Source organism: Bradyrhizobium pachyrhizi (assembly GCF_029714545.1).
GTDB lineage: Bacteria > Pseudomonadota > Alphaproteobacteria > Rhizobiales > Xanthobacteraceae > Bradyrhizobium > Bradyrhizobium pachyrhizi.
The window spans coordinates 3,324,785-3,342,891 of sequence record NZ_CP121667.1 but is presented as its reverse complement, the minus strand read 5'-3'; the positions used below and the strand labels follow the sequence as shown (position 1 = coordinate 3,342,891).

Annotated in this window: 18 protein-coding genes and 1 pseudogene; 8 read left to right on the top strand and 11 right to left on the bottom strand. The window is 65.7% G+C overall.

Translation table 11 applies throughout. The features are described 5' to 3' along the window. Positions 1 to 36: 36 nt before the first annotated feature. The gene (locus tag QA639_RS15360) at positions 37 to 1,182 is read right to left on the bottom strand and encodes an ABC transporter substrate-binding protein (protein WP_028331737.1); all 1,146 of its coding nucleotides are present in this window, start codon (positions 1,180 to 1,182) and stop codon (positions 37 to 39) included. A gap of 289 nt (positions 1,183 to 1,471) precedes the next feature. Between QA639_RS15360 and QA639_RS15355 the strand changes: the two are divergent. Then, positions 1,472 to 1,639 (top strand): annotated as a pseudogene (locus tag QA639_RS15355) (GntR family transcriptional regulator); the annotation flags it as partial. Positions 1,640 to 1,750: 111 nt separating this feature from the next. Then, on the top strand, positions 1,751 to 2,467 hold the full coding sequence (locus QA639_RS15350; RefSeq protein WP_283090588.1) for a GntR family transcriptional regulator: 717 nt from the start codon (positions 1,751 to 1,753) through the stop codon (positions 2,465 to 2,467). Positions 2,468 to 2,492: 25 nt separating this feature from the next. Here QA639_RS15350 and hpaR read toward each other — a convergent pair whose 3' ends face one another. Further along, positions 2,493 to 3,026, bottom strand: a complete 534-nt coding sequence (gene hpaR / locus QA639_RS15345) for a homoprotocatechuate degradation operon regulator HpaR (RefSeq protein WP_157348158.1) — start codon at positions 3,024 to 3,026, stop codon at positions 2,493 to 2,495. A gap of 110 nt (positions 3,027 to 3,136) precedes the next feature. Here hpaR and hpaH point away from each other — a divergent pair, with 110 nt between their 5' ends. The 6 genes from hpaH (at position 3,137) to QA639_RS15315 (ending at position 9,683) form a co-directional block, all read left to right on the top strand. Next, a complete protein-coding gene (hpaH, locus tag QA639_RS15340; protein ID WP_157348157.1) occupies positions 3,137 to 3,943 on the top strand; it encodes a 2-oxo-hept-4-ene-1,7-dioate hydratase in 807 nt (268 codons plus the stop codon). A 21-nt stretch (positions 3,944 to 3,964) separates the two neighbouring features. Next, positions 3,965 to 4,363 (top strand): 5-carboxymethyl-2-hydroxymuconate Delta-isomerase, encoded by a 399-nt coding sequence (locus tag QA639_RS15335; RefSeq protein ID WP_050387151.1) that lies wholly within the window; start codon positions 3,965 to 3,967, stop codon positions 4,361 to 4,363. Then, the gene (gene hpaE, locus QA639_RS15330) at positions 4,356 to 5,900 is read left to right on the top strand and encodes a 5-carboxymethyl-2-hydroxymuconate semialdehyde dehydrogenase (RefSeq protein ID WP_283090164.1); all 1,545 of its coding nucleotides are present in this window, start codon (positions 4,356 to 4,358) and stop codon (positions 5,898 to 5,900) included. Before QA639_RS15335 ends, hpaE begins: the two co-directional genes overlap by 8 nt. A gap of 109 nt (positions 5,901 to 6,009) precedes the next feature. Next, entirely contained in the window at positions 6,010 to 6,993 is a 984-nt protein-coding gene (gene hpaD, locus QA639_RS15325) for a 3,4-dihydroxyphenylacetate 2,3-dioxygenase (RefSeq protein ID WP_028331743.1), read from the top strand. A gap of 166 nt (positions 6,994 to 7,159) precedes the next feature. After that, on the top strand, positions 7,160 to 8,029 hold the full coding sequence (locus tag QA639_RS15320; protein ID WP_283090163.1) for a fumarylacetoacetate hydrolase family protein: 870 nt from the start codon (positions 7,160 to 7,162) through the stop codon (positions 8,027 to 8,029). Between the two features lie 25 nt (positions 8,030 to 8,054). Next, positions 8,055 to 9,683 carry a thiamine pyrophosphate-dependent enzyme gene (locus QA639_RS15315; RefSeq protein ID WP_283090162.1) on the top strand — a complete coding sequence of 543 codons (1,629 nt, stop codon included), beginning with the start codon at positions 8,055 to 8,057 and terminating at the stop codon, positions 9,681 to 9,683. 111 nt (positions 9,684 to 9,794) lie between these two features. On the opposite strand, the gene QA639_RS15310 is transcribed toward QA639_RS15315, so the two are convergent. The 9 genes from QA639_RS15310 to QA639_RS15270 form a co-directional block, all read right to left on the bottom strand. Next, the gene (locus QA639_RS15310) at positions 9,795 to 11,009 is read right to left on the bottom strand and encodes an MFS transporter (RefSeq protein ID WP_028331746.1); all 1,215 of its coding nucleotides are present in this window, start codon (positions 11,007 to 11,009) and stop codon (positions 9,795 to 9,797) included. 26 nt (positions 11,010 to 11,035) lie between these two features. Next, complete coding sequence (alkB, locus tag QA639_RS15305) at positions 11,036 to 11,689, bottom strand: DNA oxidative demethylase AlkB (RefSeq protein ID WP_283090161.1); 654 nt, start codon at positions 11,687 to 11,689, stop codon at positions 11,036 to 11,038. 13 nt (positions 11,690 to 11,702) lie between these two features. After that, entirely contained in the window at positions 11,703 to 12,446 is a 744-nt protein-coding gene (locus tag QA639_RS15300; RefSeq protein ID WP_283090160.1) for a 2OG-Fe(II) oxygenase, read from the bottom strand. A 249-nt stretch (positions 12,447 to 12,695) separates the two neighbouring features. After that, the gene (locus QA639_RS15295) at positions 12,696 to 13,382 is read right to left on the bottom strand and encodes a DUF2848 domain-containing protein (RefSeq protein ID WP_283090159.1); all 687 of its coding nucleotides are present in this window, start codon (positions 13,380 to 13,382) and stop codon (positions 12,696 to 12,698) included. Continuing rightward, positions 13,375 to 14,724 carry an amidase gene (locus QA639_RS15290; protein ID WP_283090158.1) on the bottom strand — a complete coding sequence of 450 codons (1,350 nt, stop codon included), beginning with the start codon at positions 14,722 to 14,724 and terminating at the stop codon, positions 13,375 to 13,377. Before QA639_RS15290 ends, QA639_RS15295 begins: the two co-directional genes overlap by 8 nt. 92 nt (positions 14,725 to 14,816) lie before the next feature. Beyond that, a complete protein-coding gene (locus QA639_RS15285) occupies positions 14,817 to 15,536 on the bottom strand; it encodes an ABC transporter ATP-binding protein (protein WP_283090157.1) in 720 nt (239 codons plus the stop codon). Then, positions 15,526 to 16,254: an ABC transporter ATP-binding protein gene (locus QA639_RS15280; protein ID WP_283090156.1), complete on the bottom strand. Its 729-nt coding sequence runs from the start codon at positions 16,252 to 16,254 to the stop codon at positions 15,526 to 15,528. Before QA639_RS15280 ends, QA639_RS15285 begins: the two co-directional genes overlap by 11 nt. Further along, complete coding sequence (locus tag QA639_RS15275; protein ID WP_050386057.1) at positions 16,244 to 17,164, bottom strand: branched-chain amino acid ABC transporter permease; 921 nt, start codon at positions 17,162 to 17,164, stop codon at positions 16,244 to 16,246. The genes QA639_RS15280 and QA639_RS15275 overlap by 11 nt, the downstream gene beginning before the upstream one ends. Continuing rightward, on the bottom strand, positions 17,157 to 18,080 hold the full coding sequence (locus QA639_RS15270) for a branched-chain amino acid ABC transporter permease (RefSeq protein ID WP_050386056.1): 924 nt from the start codon (positions 18,078 to 18,080) through the stop codon (positions 17,157 to 17,159). The genes QA639_RS15275 and QA639_RS15270 overlap by 8 nt, the downstream gene beginning before the upstream one ends. Between the last annotated feature and the right edge of the window lie 27 nt (positions 18,081 to 18,107).

The following is an 18,107-nucleotide window of genomic DNA, read 5'->3' as shown; positions in this document are numbered from 1 at the left end:
GCCTCTCCGAGGCGACCCGGAGAGGCCGAACCGCTATCAATCGTTGAAGTCGATATGCTTGTCGTAGACGATCTTGCCCTTGTCGTTCTTCACGACATTGTAGCCGTGCAGACCGTCGCCGTTCTTGTCGAAATTGTACTCGCCCTCGGCGCCGGCGAACTTCTGCGTCGCAAGGATGGCGTCGCGGATCTTGTTCGGATCGGTCGAGCCGGCCTTGTTGATCGCCGCCGACAGGATGGTGATCGCATCGTACGGCCAGGCGCTCTGGTTGTCGGGCGCGGTCTTGTAGGCATCGCGATAGGCCTTGCCGAACGCCTTCGCGGCATCGCTCGAATCCTCGGCGAAGTCGGCGACACCGTAGGTGTTGAACAGCGCGGGGCCGGCGAGCTTGGTCGAGGAGACCGCCACCACCGAGGGCGAGCCGACCCAGGGGATATTGACGCCGAGCTGGCGCAGCTGGCGGGCGAAGATGCCGAGATCGTTCTCGAAGGTGAAGTAGGTGCCGAGCACGTCAGCGCCGGACTGCTTCACGGCCAGCACGACCGGGGTGAAGTCCTGACTCTGGTTGGCATAGCCCTGGTCGAGCACCGGCGGCGCGCCGAGCTTGGTCAGCGCTTCCGAGAGTGCCTTGCCGCCCGCGGTGCCGAAGGCGTCGGTGGAATGCACGATCGCCCATTTCTTCTTGCCGAGCGTGTTGACGCCGAAGTCGGCGATCACGCGGCCGGAATAATTGTCGTTCGGACGGAAGCGGAACAGCCAGGGATTGCCGGAATGGGTGAGATCGGGATTGGTGCCGCCGATCATCACGGGCTTGCCGACCTTGATCACGTCGGGCGCCATCGCCTGCACCTGGGTCGAACGGATCGAGCCGAGGAATGCAACGATGTCGGATTGCGCGGCGAGCTTGGAGAATGCCAGCACGATGCCGGGATTGGTGGTCTGATCGTCCTCGATGACGAGCTCGACCTGCTTGCCGAGCACGCCGCCGGCCTTGTTGACCGCGGCCAGCGCCAGCTTGGCGCCGTTCTGGGCCCACAGCCCCTGCTCCGCGGCGGGTCCGGTTACCGGCACGCACATGCCGATCTTGATCGTCGCACCCTGCGCCCAAGCGCTGCGCATCAGCGCCGGTGCAGCGAGACCTGCCGCCAAACCGGCGGAAAACTCACGTCTCGTCAGTTTCATTCCATCCTCCCTGTGATGCGCCGAGCTTGCTGTCGGCTGCGTTGAGACGAGCGGACGCGTCGATCTGTCGGCCCATCCGCAGCCATCAAACGGCGCGACGAGCAAACGTGAGCGCCGCTGCAGTGCACAAGACGTACAACGGCGACCATCAATCTGGCGTTTGATCCAGCTAAACATGATTGCACATTGCACGCAATAGTCAAAAGTTCGCTGGCAGAGGTGCGTAAATGCCTGCTACGAGCGACCATGACGCGATCACGTGATAGTGTGGCCAGCGGGCAGCCATTCCATGTCGATTCCACGAGCGAAATCGCAAACCAGACGAAAACAGCCGGCTTACGCGCTGATCAAGAGCGCATTGGCAAAGCACATCCGGGCCGGCGACGTTCCACCCGGAACGGTTCTCTCCGAATCGGCGATCGCGACCTTGTTCGGCTCCAGCCGCTCTCCGGTGCGGCAGGCTTTCGAACAGCTCGAGCATATCGGCCTGGTGCGCCGGTTCGATGGTCGCGGCGTCATCGCCGGCAAGCGCAAGGCCGACCCTCGGCGCGTCCCGATCACACCGGAGATGTTCGGGCTGACCGACGGCCCCGTCGACGCCGTGCGCAGCGACGCCTGGGATACCCTCTACTACAAGCTCGAACGTGAGATCATTTACCGGTCGCTGTTCGGACGCTTCCGCGTCAGCGAGCTCGCATTGGCGCGGCATTTCCGGGTGGGGCGCACGGTGGCGCGCAACCTGCTGCTGCGTGCGCAGGCGATCGGCATCCTCGAGAAGGGCGCCAAGGCGCACTGGTACGTGGTGCCGTTGGACGAGGACCGCCTCCGCGACATCTTCGAGGTGCGCGCAACGCTCGAGCCGCTGCTCCTCAAATCCGCGACGGCGACGATTCCTGCCGCCCTGCTCGACCGGATGGCGGAGCGGCTGCGCGAGGGGATCCAGCATCGCGACCGCGTCGGCGTCGGCGAACTCGATGAGATCGAAGGCGACCTCCATATCCGCTGCCTGGGCTACGGCGCCAATCGCGAGATGATCGAAGCGCTCAAGCGCACCCATTGTGCGTTCGTGATCGGCAAGCACATCCAGGTCGCCCTGACCGCGCCGCAGATCGATTCCTTCATGGACGAGCATCTGGTGATCATCGAGGCTTTGCGCGCGCGGGACGGCGACGCGGCGGCAGCCATCTTGCGCCGCCATATCGAATGGTCCCACTCGAAGGTTGCGGGCTGGATTGCCGAATTCCGCGCCATCAACGTGATTTCGCGCGTGCCCTACATGGCCTGAGGGCGAATGCCGCGCATGATCGCAGCTACTCGTCAGCCTCGACTTCGGCGTCATCGGACGAGCCCATTCCGGCCAGGCTCGCTTCGAGCGCGCCCAGCATCTCCTGCAATTCGGCAAGCTTGCGCGCCCCGAAGCGCCGGGTGATCTCGGCATAGATCACCTCCGACGTCGGCGCCACCGCCTCGATCAGCTTCAACCCTTTGGCGGAGATCGAGACCACCGCGCGCCGCGCGTCGTTCTCCGCCGCCTTGCGCTCGATCAACGCGCGGCCCTCGAGATCGCGAAGGATTCGCGATAGGCTCGGGCCGAGCAGAAACGCCATGCGCGCCAGTTCGGTGACCTCGATCTCGTCGACCGCGGTGAGCGCGCGCAGGATCCGCCATTGCTGCTCGGTCAGCCCGTGATTGCGCAGCGACGGACGGAATTGCCGCATCACCGCCTCGCGGGCGCGAAGCAGCGACATCGGCAGCGAGCGCGAAAACTCGCGCATCGGGGTCCGTCGCGCCGCCGCGTCGTCGCCCTGCCCGGGCTGAATGTCGTTCGAATTTTTGCGCGCCATTACCTAATCCTGCGCAACAAATTTTTGCGTCGCAGCATGCCCTGATTCAGTTTGCGGAAATTCATTTAACATGTTAATCATCTCCCGACATCCACTTTTGTGTAGCACGCATGGCCCTCTCCAAGGACGATATCCGCGGTGCCGCCGAACGGCTCGACGGCGCGGAAAAGACCCGCAAGCAAATCCGCCAGCTCTCGCTGGAATACCCCCGCATCACCCTCGAAGACGCCTACGCGATTCAGAAGGCCTGGGTCGAGATGAAGGTGGCGCAGGGCCGCGTCGTCAAGGGCCACAAGATCGGCCTGACCTCAAAGGCGATGCAGAGCGCGCTCAATATCGACGAGCCCGATTCCGGAATCCTGCTCGACGACATGTTCTTCGCCGATGGCGGCCTGGTGCCGACCGACCGCTTCATCGCCACCCGCGTCGAGGCCGAGCTCGCCTTCGTGATGAAGCATCGTCTGGCTGGGCCGAACTGCACGCTGTTCGATGTGCTCAACGCCACCGATTTCGTGGTACCGGCGCTGGAGATCCTGGATACCAGGGTCGAGCGCGTCGATCCCGAGACCAAGGCGACGCGCAAGATCTTCGACACCATCGCCGACAACGCCGCCAATGCCGGTATCGTGCTCGGCGGCCGGCCGATCCGCCCGCTGGACGCCGACCTGCGCTGGATCGGCGCGTTGTGCTTCCGAAATGGCCAGCTCGAGGAAACCGGTCTGGCCGCCGGCGTGTTGAATCATCCGGCGACCGCGGTGGCGTGGCTCGCCAACAAGATCGCGCCGAACGGGCTGGCGCTGGAAGCCGGCCAGGTCGTGCTGGCGGGCTCCTTCATCCGTCCGATCGAGACCCGCAAGGGCGACACCATCCAAGCCGACTACGGACCGTACGGTTCCGTGAGCTGCTACTTCGCCTGACGCCTTCAGCAGGAGCGCTGCATGCCGCATTTCACGCTTGAATACTCCGCCAATCTCGACGATGTCGTCGACATGGGCGCGACGGTCGAACTGGTCCGCAAGGCCGCGGTCGAGACCGGCATCTTCCCGCTCGGCGGCATCCGCGTCCGTGCCGTCAGATGCGAGCACTATGCGATCGCCGACGGCCGCAAGAATTACGGCTTCCTCGACATGGTGCTCCGGCTCGGCGAAGGCCGCGATCTCGCCACCCGCAAGAAGGCCGGCGAGCACATCTTCAAGGCGCTGTCGGCCCATCTCGATCCGGTCTTCGCCAACAGCAAATTCGCGTTGTCGTTCGACATGCAGATCAACGACAAGGACACCAGCTGGAAGCGCAACAACATCCACGATGCACTGAAGGTGGAGACGGTCAATGGATAAAGCCGCCGCGAAATCGTCAGCCGACGTATTCCAAGCCAACCGCGATCGCGCCGGCCCGCTGCTTGCAAGCTTGAAAGCCGAAGGCATCGGCCATATGATCGACGGCAAGATCGTGCCGGCGGCCTCCGGGCAGACCTTCGAGACGAAATCGCCGATCGACGGCACGGTGCTGGCGACCGTCGCGCGCGGCAATGCCGAGGATATCGACCGTGCCGCGACTGCCGCGTCCAAGGCCTTCAAGGCCTGGCGCGACATGCCGGCGGCGCAGCGCCGCAAGCTGCTGCATCGCGTCGCCAATGCGATCGAGGCGCGCGCCGACGACATCGCCGTGCTCGAATGCATCGACACCGGCCAGGCGCACCGCTTCATGGCCAAGGCCGCGATCCGCGCCGCGGAGAATTTCCGCTTCTTCGCCGACAAATGCGGCGAGGCCCGCGACGGCCTCAACACGCCTTCGGACGAGCACTGGAACATCTCGACCCGCGTGCCGATCGGCCCGGTCGGCGTGATCACGCCGTGGAATACGCCGTTCATGCTCTCGACCTGGAAGATCGCGCCGGCGCTCGCCGCCGGCTGCACCGTGGTGCATAAACCGGCGGAATGGTCGCCGGTCACCGCCGATCTGCTGGTCAAACTCGCAAAACAGGCCGGCATCCCCGACGGCGTGCTCAACACCGTGCATGGTTTCGGCGAGGAGGCCGGCAAGGCGCTGACCGAGCACCCCGCCATCAAGGCGATCGGCTTCGTCGGCGAAAGCGCGACGGGCTCGGCGATCATGGCGCAGGGCGCGCCGACCCTGAAGCGGGTGCATTTCGAGCTCGGCGGCAAGAACCCGGTGATCGTATTCGACGATGCCGACCTCGACCGCGCGCTCGATGCCGTCGTGTTCATGATCTACTCGCTCAATGGCGAGCGCTGCACGTCGTCGAGTCGGCTGCTGGTTCAGGAGAGCGTCGCCGGCAAGTTCATCGAGAAGCTGACCGCGCGCGTCAAGGCGCTCAAGGTCGGCCACCCCCTCGATCCCGTCACCGAGATCGGGCCGCTGATCCATGAGCGGCATCTCGCCAAGGTGTGCAGCTATTTCGACGTCGCAAAGAAGGACGGCGCGACGATCGCGGTCGGCGGCCAGCCGCATGACGGCCCCGGCGGCGGCCACTATGTGCAGCCGACGCTGGTCACCGGCGCGAACTCGGCAATGCGCGTCGCGCAGGAGGAGGTGTTCGGCCCGTTCCTGACCGTGATCCCGTTCAAGGACGAGCGAGAGGCGATCGAGATCGCCAATGGCGTGCAATACGGCCTGACCGGCTATGTCTGGACCGGCGACATGGGCCGCGCGCTGCGCGTGGCGGATGCGCTGGAAGCCGGCATGATCTGGCTCAACTCGGAAAACGTCCGCCATCTGCCGGCTCCGTTCGGCGGCATGAAGTCGTCAGGCATCGGCCGCGACGGCGGCGACTACTCGTTCGACTTCTACATGGAAACCAAGCACGTCTCGCTCGCGCGCGGGACGCACAAGATTCAGAAACTGGGAATTTGATTGCACGTCGTTCCGGGGTGGCGCGTAGCGGCGAACCCGGAACCTCGAGATTCCAGGTCTGGTCCTTCGGACCATCCCGGAATGACGGACACAAATTGAGGAAACACCGATGCCCGTTCCGACACACGTTTTCGATCCGCCGTTCAACATCATCCGCAGCAGCCATGCCGTGCTCGACGTCACGGATCTCGACAAGAGCGCCGCCTTCTACGAAAAGACAGTCGGCCTCCACATCGAGGACCGCGACGACAAGTCGGTGTATCTGCGCGCCAGCGAGGAGCACCAGCATCACTCGGTGGTGCTGCGCAAGGCAGCGAAGGCGGCCTGCAACCGGCTTGGCTTCAAGGTCGGCAATGACGGCGACCTCGACAAGGCCGCTGCCTTCTTCTCCGAGAACGGCATCGCCTACGCTTTCGTCGACCAGCCGTTTCAGGGCCGCACCCTGCAATTCACCGATCCGTTCGGCTTCCAGATCGAGCTTTACGCTACGATGGAGAAGCGCCCGCATCTGCTGCGGCGCTACGATCTCTACAAGGGCTGCCATCCGCAGCGACTCGACCATTTCAACGTGTTCGCCGCCGAGGTGCAGGACACCGTCGATTTCTACGCCCGGCTCGGCTTCCGCCTCACCGAATATGCCGAGGAGGACGGCGACAACGGCCGCATCGCAGCCGCCTGGATGCACCGCAAGGGCAACGTCCACGACTTCGCGATCACCAACGGCCGCGGCCCGCGCCTGCACCACATCGCCTATTGGGTACCGACCGCGATGAACATCGTGCATCTCTGCGACGTGATGGCCTCCTCCGGCTACCTCAAGAACATCGAGCGGGGCCCTGGCCGGCACGGCATCTCCAACGCCTTCTTCCTGTACATCCGCGATCCCGACGGCCACCGCATCGAGCTCTACACCAGCGACTATTTCACGGGCGATCACGACCATGAGCCGCTGCGCTGGTCGCTGCGCGATCCGCGCCGCCAGACGCTGTGGGGCGCGCCGGCGCCGCGCTCCTGGTTCGAGGAAGGCTCGACCTTCGCCGGCCAGGCGGTGCGCGAGCCGCGCTTCGTCGCCGACGTGCTGGTCGCGGACTGATACGAGATACTGCTCACCCGTCGTCCCTGCGAAAGCAGGGACCCATAACCACCGACCCACGTTGTTGCGAAGATCGTCGCCCCGCGTGCCATAATGTGAAGCCTGTGGTTATGGGTCCCGGCTCGCGCTTCGCTTGGCCGGGACGACACCAATGATTGGATTGCCGATGACTGCCCCTCGCCTCGCCACCTATTCCGTCAACGGCGCCACCAGCTATGGCGCGGTCACCGACACCGGCATCGTCGACCTCTCGTCGCGCTTCAAGGACTATCCGACCTTGCGCGATGCGATCGCCGCCGGCGCGCTGAGCAGGCTCGTGGAGGACGCCGCCAGGCGCGCGCCCGACCACGCGCTCGACGCAGTCGCGTGGAAGCCGCCGATTCCCACGCCGGAAAAAATCATCTGCATCGGCGTCAACTACCCGGACCGCAATGCCGAATACAGAGACGGCTCGGACGCGCCGAAATACCCGAGCATGTTCCTGCGGGTGCCACGTTCCTTCGTCGGCCACAACACGCCGGTGGTGCGGCCGCGCGTCTCGCCGCAGCTCGACTATGAGGGGGAGCTCGTGCTGGTGATCGGCAAGGCTGGCCGGCACATTGCGGAGAGCGTCGCGCTCGATCACATCGCCGCGATCACGCTCTGCAACGAAGGCACCATCCGCGACTGGGTGCGCCACGCCAAGTTCAACGTCACCCAGGGCAAGAACTTCGATTCCACCGGCAGCCTCGGCCCGTGGATCGTGCCCTACAGCGGTGAAGCGCAGATCGCCGATATCCGTCTGACCACGCGGGTGAACGGTGAGACCCGCCAGGACGACCGCACCTCGCGCTTGATCTTCGGCTTCCGCTACCTCATCAACTATATCTCGACCTTCACGACGCTGGTTCCCGGCGACATCATCGTCACGGGGACGCCGACCGGCGCAGGTGCGCGGTTCGATCCACCGCGCTATCTGAAGCCCGGCGATGTCGTCGAGATCGAGGCCGAAGGCGTCGGCATCCTGCGCAATGGCGTCGTCGACGAAGCCACCTAACCTCACAAGCAAAGTGGACAGTGCCATGACCTCAACATCCGGCGGCGAAGCGATCGTCAACGGCCTCGTCGCCCACGGCGTCGACACCGTGTTCGGCCTGCCCGGCGCGCAGATCTATGGCCTGTTCGATGCCTTCCACCAGGCCCAGCTCAAGGTGATCGGCGCCCGACATGAGCAGGCCTGCGGCTACATGGCGTTCGGCTATGCACGCTCCAGCGGCAAGCCCGGCGTGTTCAGCGTGGTGCCCGGCCCTGGCGTGCTCAACGCCTCGGCGGCGCTGCTCACCGCATTCGGCTGCAACGAGCCGGTGCTGTGCCTGACCGGTCAGGTGCCGACGCAGTTTCTGGGCAAGGGCCGCGGCCATCTGCACGAGATGCCGGACCAGCTCGCGACGCTGCGCACCTTCGTGAAATGGGCCGACCGGATCGAATATCCCGACAACGCGCCCGCACTGGTGTCACGCGCATTCCAGGAGATGCTGTCGGGCCGGCGCGGCCCGGCTTCGCTGGAGATGCCGTGGGACGTGTTCACCCAGCGCACCCAGGTCGCCCCCGTCAAGCCGTTCGATCCGTTGCCGGCGCCGCATCCCGATCCGGACCGTATCAAGGCCGCTGCCGACCTGATCGCCGGCAGCAAGGCGCCGATGATCTTCGTCGGCAGCGGCGCCATCGAGGCGCGCGAGGAGATCCTCGAATTGGCCGAGATGATCGACGCACCGGTCGTCGCATTCCGCAGCGGCCGCGGCATCGTCTCCAACGCGCATGAGCTCGGGCTCACCATGGCTTCGGCCTACAAGCTCTGGCCGAAGACCGATCTGATGATCGGCATCGGCACGCGCCTCGAGCTGCCGACGATGTCGCGCTGGCCCTACCAGCCCGCCGGACTGAAATGCGTGCGCATCGATATCGATCCGGTCGAGCTGCGGCGCTGGCCGGCCGATGCTGGCGTGATCGCGGACGCCAAGGCCGGCACCGCCGATCTCGCCGCCGCTGTGCGCAAGGTGGGCTACCGCAAGGCCTCCGGCCGCCGCGCCGCGATCCGCGAGGCGACGGCCGCGACCGAGCAGGAGATCCAGCGCATCCAGCCGCAGATGGCCTATCTGAAGATCCTGCGCGAGGTGCTGCCGGCGAGCGCCATCGTCACCGACGAGCTGTCGCAGGTCGGTTTCGCCTCCTGGTACGGTTTTCCAATCTACGAGCCGCGGACCTTCGTCACCTCGGGCTATCAGGGCGCGCTCGGCTCGGGTTTCCCGACCGCGCTCGGCGCCAAGGTCGCCAATCCGGACAAGCCGGTGGTCGCGATCACTGGCGACGGCGGCTTCATGTTCGGCGTGCAGGAGCTTGCCACCGCCGTGCAGTTCAAGATCGGCGTGGTGACGCTGGTGTTCAACAACAACGCATATGGCAATGTCCGCCGCGACCAACGCGAACGCTTCGACGGCCGCGTCGTCGCCTCCGACCTGGTAAATCCGGATTTCGTGAAGCTTGCAGAATCCTTCGGCGTCGGCGCCGCGCGCGTCACCTCGCCCGATCACTTCCGCCCCGTGCTGGAGAAGGCGCTGGCCGACGGCGGCCCTTACGTGATCTCGGTGGAAGTGCCGACGGATTCGGAAGTTAGCCCCTGGGCGTTCATCCATCCGGCGCGGAATAACTAAGCCAAACGCTCGTCATTCCGGGGCGATGCGCAGCATCGAACCTCAGATGCGCAATTGCGCATCGGGGAATCTCGAGATTCCGGGTTCGCTTCGCGCCCCGGAATGACGACGCTAAGCGCTCTTCATGCCGCGTTGCAGCCGTGACGCGGCGATCACGAGCAGGCCGGCGCCGGCGACCGACCAGCAGGCGACCGGCGCCCAGTGCACCAACGGCGCATAGTCCGGCATCTTCTGCAGGCCGCCCGCGACCGCCGCCATCCGCGCAAAGGTCGCAAGCGCGAGCGCCGAGAAGACGAGGCCGGTGACCTTGCCTTCCGCGCCGGTCTCCCCGATCGCAAGCGCCGCGGACACCGCGCTCATCAGCATGCAGCCCCAGGCGGCCCCCGCCATGAATTGCGCCACGATCAGGACGTTGAGACTGCCGGCGATCTCGGCGGCGATGAGCGCAAAGGCGCCAAGCAGCCCCGCCATGCCCATCGCGATCAGGCCGCCGCGATGCTTGACGACGATGCTTGCCGGAAACATCGCGATGTTGAAACCGATCCAGAATACCGGCATCAGCCATTGCAGCTCGTCCGCCTTGGCAAAGCGCAAATAGAACGGCGCGCTGTTGATGTTGAAGTGCAGCTGGTAGCCGAGCGACAGCAGCACCATCGATCCGATCAGGAACATCGGCACCGCGCCGAGCCGCTTCGCCGGGGGCGCCAGCCGCGCCGGCTGCGCCTCCGCCGCGATGCGGCGCTCGACGCCGGAGAAGGCGAGCGCCGTCAGCAGCAGCACGGCGCCTGACAGCACGAACGGCAGCCGTGCATCCTGGTTGCGCAGCACGACGCCAAGATAGGGCGAGACCGCGCCCGCGATGCCATAACCCAGCATCGCCAGCGCCGCGAGGAACGGGACCGAGGGTTGCGCGCGATACTTGCCGAGCAGCGTCAGCGGCGGCGCCCGCAAGGCCGACGACGTCACGGCCCAGATCACGATCAGCACGATCAGCCAGACCTTTGCACCCGGCCCGGTGCCGGCGACGTAAGGCAACGCGATGAAGGCGGCGCAGGAGATTGCGGCAAGGATACCGACAAACAAGCCGAGGCGGCCGACCAGGCTCGAGATCCTGTCGGCAGCCATGCCCATCGCCGTGTCGGTGACGGTAAAGATGCCCTGATCCATCATCAGGATCAGGATCACGGTCGACGGTGCGATGCCGACATCGGCGCACAGCTTCGGCAGATAGATCAGATAGGTGGTCCAGCCCAGCGTGAACACGAGCTGCAGCACGGCGAGATAGACGCCGGTGCGGTTGACGGCGCGGTCGGCCTTGGTGGTCATCCGCCAAGTCTAGACCACCCGGCGCTTCAGCGCACCTTGCGGAAGGTCAAATTGATGCGCTGGCGGCCGAGCACGCTGTGCTCGCCATCGGCGAGCGGTGCGACGCCGTGATAAAATAGCCGTGACGGGCCGCCCCACACCGCAACGTCGCCATGTTCGAGTCGATAGCGGCGCGGCGTGTCGCTGCGCTGCAGGCCGCCGAACAGGAAGATCGCCGGCAGCCCGAGCGAGATCGACACGATCGGTGGGCGGTAGTCGAGCTCGTCCTTGTCCTGGTGCAGCGACAGTTTTGCGCCGGGGACGTAGCGATTGATCAGGCAGGCCTCAGGCGCGAAGCCGTTGAAGCCGGCTTCGTCAGCGGCGCCGGCGGCGAGCCTGCGCAACACCTCCGGCATTTCAGGCCAGGGTTGTCCCGAGTCGGGATCGATCGCATCATAGCGATAGCCGCTGGGATCGGAGACCCAGCCGACGCTGCCGCAATTCGTCATCGCGACCGACATGCGGTGGCCGCCCGGCGTGATCAGATGCCGGAACGGCGCCTGCTTGACAATGGCGCGCAAGGCCGGGATCAGCTCGGCCTCGAACGGCCGGACAAAGCCGCGCAACAGCACCGCGCCATCCGCGATCGTCTCGCGCGACGGCCTTGCATCGCCAATTGTCTCGAACAGATCAGCGGCCACGCCTCTCTCGCGCTCACTTCGCGTCGTGGAAGATCACACCAACGGTGTGGCGATGGCCGGAGCGAATCCGGCTGACGCCGTGGCGCAGATTGACACGATACGGTCCGCGCGTCCCCTGCACCGGTCGATAATGGACGGCAAAGGCCACCGCATCGCCCTTGGTGAGCGGCACCACCTCGGGCCGAGACTGCATCCGCGGCCGCTGCTCGGTCAGCACGAACTCGCCGCCGGTGAAATCGCGCCCGGGCTGCGACAGCAGGATCGCAACCTGGATCGGGAACACGTGCTCGCCATAGAGATCCTGGTGCAGGCAGTTGTAGTCGCCCTCGCCATATTGCAGCAGCAGCGGCGTCGGCCGCGTCTGTCCGGCGTCATGGCAGCGCTTCAGGAACGCCGCATGCGACGGAGGATATCGGATATCGATCCCCATCGTCTCGTTCCAGCAATTGGCTGTCGCGGTCAGCCGCGCATAGAGCGCCGGCCGCAGCTCCGCGATTAAATCCGGCAGCGGATAGGAGAAATACTTGTACTCGCCGCGGCCGAAGCCGTGACGGCTCATCACGATCCGGCCACGGAACTGGCTGTCGTCGGGATACAGCGCGGCGATGGCATCACATTCCTCAGGCGTCAGCAGACTGTTGAGGACGGCGCATCCCTGCCCGTCGAGGTCGGTCGTGATCCGGTCCCAATCGAGCCCGTCGACGCGGGCCGGGATGCCGGTGGGTAGGCGGGTGATGGTTTTGGCTGTTGCTGTCATGGGACGGAATCTGGCCCCTGATTGCGGGAGTCGCCACCCGATTTCTGATCGAAAGTTGGAGAACGTCACCGCAATTACGGTGTCGTCCCGGCGAAAGCCGGGACCCATAACCACCGTCGCTAGTTGTTGAAATCGCTGGGGCCACAGCGTGCCAACCACAACGCCCCGTGGCTATGGGTCCCGGCTTTCGCCGGGACGACGCGTGGAGCGAGTGTTAGCTGACTTTTTCGGGCGCGACTTGCGACGAAATCAACCCCTCACCGGCAGCGTCACCACATCGTAGCCGTGGCTGATCTTCCGCTTCAGCACCGGGTCTTCCAACTCGAACTCGAACCGGCTGGCCGGGCGGATGCCGCCCTTGGCGGCGAAGGTGCCGCCGAACATGGCGCAGCCGTCCGGCAGCGCGCCCTGATCGAAGCCGCGCGCGACCAAGTCCTTCACCGGCAGCATGTGATCGAGCGTGCCTTCCTGGTAGAGCACGCGCTGGCCGCCGATCACCGCCCAGGAGCGCAGAACCAGCTGGTCCCAGTGGCCGATCACGTCCTCGAGCTCCCAGAGCTCCGATGCCATCGGCTTGTCGCACATCTGCTTCGACACCGTGACGCTGTAGCTCTCGACCTTGCGGTCGGTATGGTCGGAACCGCAGCCGACGAAGATGCGGCCCTGCCAGCCGATCAGCACGAACTCGACCTCGCCACTGGAATCCTCGCCGCAGACCTCGATGGCATCGGCGAAGGTAAGCCGGCGCGCCGAGCAGCGGTAGTAGATCGGCGTGGTCGCGGGCCGCGCGATGCCGAGCGCCTCGAGCTCGGCGATATGCTTGTCGCGCGCCACCGGATCGCGGCCTGTCCAGCCGGCGATCACGGCCTGCCTGATTTCCAGCGTCAGCGGAGTGGCGACGCCCTTGTCGTCGACATTGAAGGTGAGATCAAACACGGATCACGGTCTCCATTCCGGCAGCGAGCTCGAAAATGCGCCGATCCGAACCGCCCGACGCGGCGAGCATCAGGCCGACCGGCGCCTCGCCCTCGCGATGCGCGGGCAGCGAGATCGCGCAGCCGTCGAGCACATTGATCAGCGTGCAATTGCGCAGCGCGCGCAAATTCTCGGTGGCGAACGCCTTGTCGTCGGAGAGGCTGGCGATCGTCGGCGGCAGGTTCGCCGTGGTCGGCAGCACCATCGCATCATAGGGCGCGATCCGCTTCTCGGTGCGGGCGATGAAGGAGCGGCGCGCGTTGAGCAGATCGATATAGTCGGCGGCAGGAAAGCCCTCGCCGCGCTGGATGCGCACGGCGACGCGCGGATCGTAGACGTCGCCCTTGCTGGCCAGCAGGAAGCGATGCCAGGCATAGCTTTCGGCGGCGGCAAAGCCGCCCTTGGCGTTCATGACGCCGACATCGAGCAATTCGGGCACCTCGATCCGCTCGATCAAGGCGCCGGCGCGCGACAGCGAAGCGAGCGCGCGCTCGAAGGTTTTTGCGACGGCATCGTCGAGGTCGTCGAGCGCAACCGTGGTCGGCACCGCGAGCCGCATGCCCTTGACCGGGCGCGGCGTGACCGGCGTCACCGGCTGATCCGCCAGCACCGCGTCGAGCGCGGCGCAGCAGGCCACCGAATTGGCCAGCGGGCCGTAGCTGTCCAGCGTGAACGATAGCGGCACGCCGCCATCGAGCGGAATCCGGCGTTGCGTCGGCTTGTAGCCGACGATGCCGTTGAAGGCCGCGGGAATCCGGCAGGAGCCGCCGGTGTCGGTGCCGAGCGCGCCGAACGCCATGCCGTCGGCGATCGAGACCGCCGCCCCCGAGGACGAGCCGCCCGGCACGTGACCGACGCTCCGGGTCCAGGCGCTCTTCGGCGTGCCGTAATGCGGATTGATGCCGATGCCGGAATAGGCGAACTCGGTCATGTTGGTGCGGCCGATCGCGACGAAGCCGGCGCGCTTGAGCCGCGCTACCACCGGCGCATCGGCATCCGCCGGCGCCGAATCGTCCAGCGCCCGCGAGCCGGCGCGGGTCACCTGCCCCTTGATGTCGAACAGGTCCTTGATCGAGACCGGAATGCCGGCAAACGGCGACGGCGCCGCATTGGCCTTGCGCAGCCGGTCCATGGCGTCGGCGGCCTCCAGCGCAGCGTCGCGGTCGACATGGATGAAGGTGCGCTGGCCCTCGCCTGAGGGATCAGCGATCCTGGCGATGCACTGCTCGACGAGCTTGCGGGCAGAGGTCGCGCCGCTGGCGAGATCGGCGGCAAGGGAGGCGAGTGTCGGATTCTTGGGCATGGCTTTCACTTCACGGCTTGCACTTCATGGCTTGCAGTTAATTGTCGCGCGAACCGGGGCCGATTTCCAGCCCGCCGGCCCCTCACCTCGCATCACTTCAGCCCGAAATAGGCGCGGTGCAGCTCTTCATTGCCGCTCATCTCGGCAACCGTGCCGGAGAAGCGGATCCGCCCGCCTTCCAGCACGAATACGCGGGTGGCAATCTCAAGAAAACCGATATTTTGCTCAGCGATCAAGAGTGCCAGTCCGCGGCCCTGCAGGCTCGACAAGGCGCGCAGCACCTCCTTGACGAACAGCGGCGACAGCCCGGCCGAAGGCTCGTCCATCACCAGCAGCTTCGGCTCGGCCGACAGCGCCTTGGCGATGCCGAGCATCTTGCGCTGGCCGCCGGACAGGCTGGATGCGGGGTCGCGGCGCTTGTCGCGCAGCACCGGGAACAGGCCGTACAGTTCGTCGACCCGCGCCCCCGGATCGGCATGGCCCAGCGCCTGCGCGCCGACGCGGATGTTCTCCTCGATCGACAGGTCGGGAAACACCGCAAGCTCCGACATGTAGGTCATGCCGCGCTTCATGCGGTCCGACGAGCGCATCCTGGTGATGTCCTCACTGCCGAGCTTGATGTGGCCGCTGCGGGCTTCGATCAGGCCGACCAGCGACTTCAGGAACGTGGTCTTGCCCGCGCCGTTGGCGCCGAGCAGCAGCACGGTCTCGCCGGGGCGGACGTCGAGATCGACGCCCCACAGCACCTGCATGGTGCCGTAGCCGGCATCGACGCCCCTCGTGTCCAGAAGCGGCACCGCATCAGTGGGCATGCTCGCCTCCCAAAAATACCTCGATCACCTGCGGCTCGCGTACCGCGGTCGCCAGCGTGCCCTCGAAGAGCTCCCTGCCCGCATTGAGCACGATGACGCGGTCGGTGATCTGCTCGATGAAGCCCATCAGATGCTCGACCACGATGATCGCCATGCCGGTCGCGGCCAAGGCCTTGATGCGGCCAGCGATCCAGTCGAGCTCTGCCGGGTTGAGGCCGGCCGCGAGTTCGTCGAGCAGCAGCAGCCGCGGCCGCGTGGCGAGCGCACGGGTCAGATCGAGCATCTTCTGCTGTGCGCTGTTGAGATCGGCGGCCGGACGGTCGGCGACCTCCTTCAGCCTGAAATCCTCGAGCAGTTCGGCGATCGACGGCGCACCGGTCGCGCCGCCATAGGCCAGCGCCACCTGGATGTTCTCGCGCACCGTGAGCGACAGGAACGGCTTCGGCACCTGGAAGGTGCGGTTGATGCCGCGATGAACGAGCTTGTGCGAGGCGACGCCGCCGGCGGACGCGCCGTCGAACACGACCTCGCCGCCATCAGGCGCATAGAGACCGGAGATCACATTGATCGCCGTGGTCTTGCCGGAGCCGTTCGGGCCGACGAGGCCCAGGATCTCGCCCGGCACGACGTGAAAGCTGAGGCCATCGAGTGCGTGGAAGCCGCCGAAGCGCTTGACCAGCTTCGAGACCTCAAGGATCGGGGTTTTCTCAGGGGACATGCCACCCCCTGCGGGTTGCCAGCGACACCAGTCCTGCGGGCAGGAACAGCACCAGGCCCATGATCAGAAGGCCATAGATCAGTTGGAAATATTGCGGCGTGGTGAAGCCGATCAGATTGTAGATGCCGTAGAGGATCAGCACGCCGACGATCGGTCCGGTGATGGTGGCGACGCCGCCGAACAGCGCGAACACGATCGCGAAGATCGAGAATTCGCCGGAGAACACGTTGTCCGGATAGAACACCGAGACGTACCAGGCGTAGATGCCGCCGGCGAGGCCGGCCACCAGCGCCGAGGCGAGCCAGGCAATCACCCGCATCTTCACGATATTGACGCCGGCCATCGAGGCCGACACCGCGTCCTCGCGCACAGCCTGCAGCGCCAGCCCGAACGGCGAGTTCTTCAGATAGACCACTGCGCCGACGGTCAGCGCCATCACGACGACCGCGGCATAATACGCATGGCTCGGGTTGAACGTGCCGGTGAGCGACACGCCGTAGGGCCCCTTGGTGATGCCCTCCAGCGCCGGATTGGCGACGAAGTGCAGCACCGCGAGCGAGGCCGCGAGATTGGCGATCGCGAAATACGCACCCGACAGCCGCAGCAGCGGCGTCAATAGCAGGCCGAGCGCAACCGCCACGACGCCGCCGACCAGCACGGCGAGCGGCGCCGGTGTATGCAGATGCATCACCATGATGGCGAAGCCATAGGCGCCGGCGCCGAAGAAGCCGACATAGCCGAACGGCAGATAGCCGGTGAAGCCATAGATGATGTTCACGCCTTGCGCGAGGATCAGGAAGATCACGAAGTTGAACAGCAGCAGATGGTTTTGATAGACGCCGGGCAGCAGTGCGAACACCACCACCAGCGGCGCAAGGATGAACAGCAGGTGTTTCGAGGCGTTATGCAACGCGCACCCGCCTTCCGAGCAGACCGCTCGGACGCAACAACAGGATCACGATCAACAACACATAGGGCAGCAAGTCGGCCCAGGAACTGAGATAGGTCTGCACCAGCATGTAGCACAGGCCGTAGACGACACCGCCGAGCGCGGTGCCGAGTGGATTGCCGAGCGAACCCAGCACGACGATCGCAAACGACGTCACGGTCGCGTCGGCGCCGAACGCCGGCGTCACCGAGCCGAACATGAAGGGCGCGAACACGCCGGCGACCGCCGCGATGCCGAGCCCGATACCGAACGCCGCCGCCGAGACGCGATCGACATCGATGCCGGTCGCCAATGCCTCGTCGCGCCGTGACATCACCGCGCGGGTCAGGGTGCCGAGCCGGGTGTGGTAGAGGTAGAGGTAGACCAGCGCGATCGCGATCAGGCTGGTGATGGCCGCGATCACCCAGGGTGCGGGAAAGCCCTGGCCGAAGATCTGGATCGGCCCTGCGCCGCCCGCCTTGCCGCCGAACCACTTCACCTTGATGGTCGTGAACACGGTGCCGAGCAGCCGGCTCTGGATCGAACGCTCGCTGGTGCCGGCGAAGATCGTGGTGACGGCTTCGATCACCTGCGACAGGCCGAAGAACAGGATGATCGACAGCATTTCCGGATTGGCCGAGCCCTGCAGCCGCGGCACCAGCACCCAGTACAGCAGCACGCCCACCAGCACGAACACCACGAAGGCGAGCGGCACCGCGAACAGCGGGTCGATGCCGGCGAGGCCGACCACGCCGAGCGCAATGAAAGCGCCGAGCATCAGGATGTCGCCATGCGCAAGGTTGACGATGCGCATGACGCCGAACACGAGATTGAGACCGATACCGACCAGGCTGAAGTACAGCCCGAACAGCACGCCGGCAACGAGCGCATAGGTCATGCTACCGCTCGCCGCCGAAGGTTACGC

What these genes read in the sequence shown, in the direction of transcription:
- QA639_RS15360 (WP_028331737.1), bottom strand. Translation starts at nt 1,182, where the DNA reads ATGAAACTGACGAGACGTGAGTTTTCCGCCGGTTTGGCGGCAGGTCTC.
- QA639_RS15350 (WP_283090588.1), top strand. Translation starts at nt 1,751, where the DNA reads ATGTTCGGGCTGACCGACGGCCCCGTCGACGCCGTGCGCAGCGACGCC.
- hpaR (WP_157348158.1), bottom strand. Translation starts at nt 3,026, where the DNA reads ATGGCGCGCAAAAATTCGAACGACATTCAGCCCGGGCAGGGCGACGAC.
- hpaH (WP_157348157.1), top strand. Translation starts at nt 3,137, where the DNA reads ATGGCCCTCTCCAAGGACGATATCCGCGGTGCCGCCGAACGGCTCGAC.
- QA639_RS15335 (WP_050387151.1), top strand. Translation starts at nt 3,965, where the DNA reads ATGCCGCATTTCACGCTTGAATACTCCGCCAATCTCGACGATGTCGTC.
- hpaE (WP_283090164.1), top strand. Translation starts at nt 4,356, where the DNA reads ATGGATAAAGCCGCCGCGAAATCGTCAGCCGACGTATTCCAAGCCAAC.
- hpaD (WP_028331743.1), top strand. Translation starts at nt 6,010, where the DNA reads ATGCCCGTTCCGACACACGTTTTCGATCCGCCGTTCAACATCATCCGC.
- QA639_RS15320 (WP_283090163.1), top strand. Translation starts at nt 7,160, where the DNA reads ATGACTGCCCCTCGCCTCGCCACCTATTCCGTCAACGGCGCCACCAGC.
- QA639_RS15315 (WP_283090162.1), top strand. Translation starts at nt 8,055, where the DNA reads ATGACCTCAACATCCGGCGGCGAAGCGATCGTCAACGGCCTCGTCGCC.
- QA639_RS15310 (WP_028331746.1), bottom strand. Translation starts at nt 11,009, where the DNA reads ATGACCACCAAGGCCGACCGCGCCGTCAACCGCACCGGCGTCTATCTC.
- QA639_RS15300 (WP_283090160.1), bottom strand. Translation starts at nt 12,446, where the DNA reads ATGACAGCAACAGCCAAAACCATCACCCGCCTACCCACCGGCATCCCG.
- QA639_RS15290 (WP_283090158.1), bottom strand. Translation starts at nt 14,724, where the DNA reads ATGCCCAAGAATCCGACACTCGCCTCCCTTGCCGCCGATCTCGCCAGC.
- QA639_RS15285 (WP_283090157.1), bottom strand. Translation starts at nt 15,536, where the DNA reads ATGCCCACTGATGCGGTGCCGCTTCTGGACACGAGGGGCGTCGATGCC.
- QA639_RS15280 (WP_283090156.1), bottom strand. Translation starts at nt 16,254, where the DNA reads ATGTCCCCTGAGAAAACCCCGATCCTTGAGGTCTCGAAGCTGGTCAAG.
- QA639_RS15270 (WP_050386056.1), bottom strand. Translation starts at nt 18,080, where the DNA reads ATGACCTATGCGCTCGTTGCCGGCGTGCTGTTCGGGCTGTACTTCAGC.